The organism is Bittarella massiliensis (ex Durand et al. 2017), assembly GCF_009876955.1.
Lineage (GTDB): Bacteria > Bacillota > Clostridia > Oscillospirales > Ruminococcaceae > Bittarella > Bittarella massiliensis.
The window spans coordinates 1-1,755 of record NZ_WWVY01000057.1 but is presented as its reverse complement, the minus strand read 5'-3'; the positions used below and the strand labels follow the sequence as shown (position 1 = coordinate 1,755).

The 1,755-nt window shown below is 59.7% G+C and carries 2 protein-coding genes; both read left to right on the top strand.

From position 1 onward, the window contains the following. On the top strand, window positions 1-675 hold a 675-nt coding region (locus tag GT748_RS15110; protein WP_161222423.1), incomplete at its 5' end, for a hypothetical protein. After that, complete coding sequence (locus tag GT748_RS15105; RefSeq protein ID WP_161222422.1) at window positions 668-1,699, top strand: hypothetical protein; 1,032 nt, start codon at window positions 668-670, stop codon at window positions 1,697-1,699. The genes GT748_RS15110 and GT748_RS15105, both read left to right, overlap by 8 nt. The last annotated feature ends 56 nt before the right edge of the window (window positions 1,700-1,755 follow it).

Here is a 1,755-nt window from a genome sequence, read left to right as displayed (position 1 = left end):
AAGACAGTGTTCGGCGTGGAATCCGCTCCGGCCGTTGGCTCCATTACCGTTCTGAACGTTCCCGGACCAACTATTGACGCCGCTTTCAATGCCCGTTTAAGCGCCATTGAAATATCCTGGGAAACGGACGCCGCGTACGCCGAATACTTCATACTGCGTGACGGTGTCCCCATTACGCGCTCAGCGGGCAGCGGGATCACAGACCGTCTGTGTACCGGAAAGCATGTGTATACTGTGCGCGGCGTCACGCCGGAGGGATACTACGCCGACAGCGCGCCCGTCCATGCCTTCCTGGCAATCGAAAACGCCGTATTGGGGGCCGTTGAGGATGGCGCGCCCTGGCTGAAGCTGCGGCTGCGGGCCGGTGAGAGGCCCGCACATGACGGAAGCTACAGCGCACAGGTGGACTACGTACACTACTACGGCCGCACAAAACCCGAACTGTATACATGCGGCATGGAAGACGCCAGCCACGACTTCGCTTTCACGCTCCGGGACGCCGCACAGATGGATACCCTGCGCGGCCTGCTGGGTTCTGCCGTAGTTTACAAAGACTGCTGGGGCGATGTTGTGATCGGGGTGCTTGGGAACATCCAGGCGGCCCATGGCCGCGCGCGGGATGTACAGTTCACCATCGTCGAGACGGATCACAGGCAGGAGATCAGCTATGAGTAATGTATCGGTGGAATACCTTGTGCTGCGGGATAACGTGGAATTTACCCGGCTTACCGCATTCAAAGGCGGCGGTGCAGCCATTTCGGTGACGGCGGACGCTGCGGTGAAATGGGCGCTCAGCGGAAAGTTTGCACAAAACAGCGACGTCAACTACCTCACGGACGTGATCCAGCCGGTGCTCACCATCGACGGCGTGCGCCGGCCGCTCGGCAAGTATATCCCTACCGATGCATACACGGAACACGACGGCATGCGGCCTGTGGTGAGCCTTACAGCCTATGACCTGACCTATCTTGCCATGTCCTCGAAGATAGAGACGCGGCTGCATCTGGCAAAAGGGACGCTGTACACGGCAGCCATCCAGGCGCTGCTGGTTGAATCCGGCATCACGGATTTTTTTGTGGAGGAAAACACCGCCACGCTGCAGGCGGACCGGGAGGACTGGGAGCCGGGCACAGACCGGCTCACGATCATCAACGCCCTGGCGGCGGAGATCAACTACAACAGCATCTGGATGGACGGCGGCGGCACAGTACACTGCAGTGCGTTCCGCATGCCGTCCGCGGATGCGATATCCGTGACGTACCGGGATGGAGAGTATTCCATCCAATATCCTGAGTGGACGCAGGCGGTGGATCTGTTTGACCATCCAAACGTCTTTATCGCGGAAGTGGATAACCCGGATCTGGAGACGTCCATGCGGGCCGTATCGGTCAACGACAGACCGGACAGCGTTTTCTCCACCGTGAACCTGGGACGCCGGGTCGTATCCTACGAGAAGCTGGACAACATTGCGTCTCAGGCGGAGCTGCAGGCGTATGCGGACAACAAGCGGTTTAAAAGCCTGCAGTCCACGGAGACCCGTACGTTTTACACCGGTCCCAGCGGCCGGCACGCCGTTTTTGACCTGGTGGAGCTGGTGCGGGATGGTGAAAGCACGCTGTACGAAGAGACAGGCTGGCGGTTGGAGCTGGAGCAGCCGTACAAAATGACCCATACGGGCAAGAGAGTGGTGTATCTATGATCCTGGAGACGTATCAGGAGCAGCAGGCCATCGTGCAGCCGGACCCGCCCGGCCAG

Bases quoted from the DNA above. Each gene is read 5' to 3' on its own strand.
- GT748_RS15105 (WP_161222422.1), top strand. From the start codon at position 668: ATGAGTAATGTATCGGTGGAATACCTTGTGCTGCGGGATAACGTGGAA.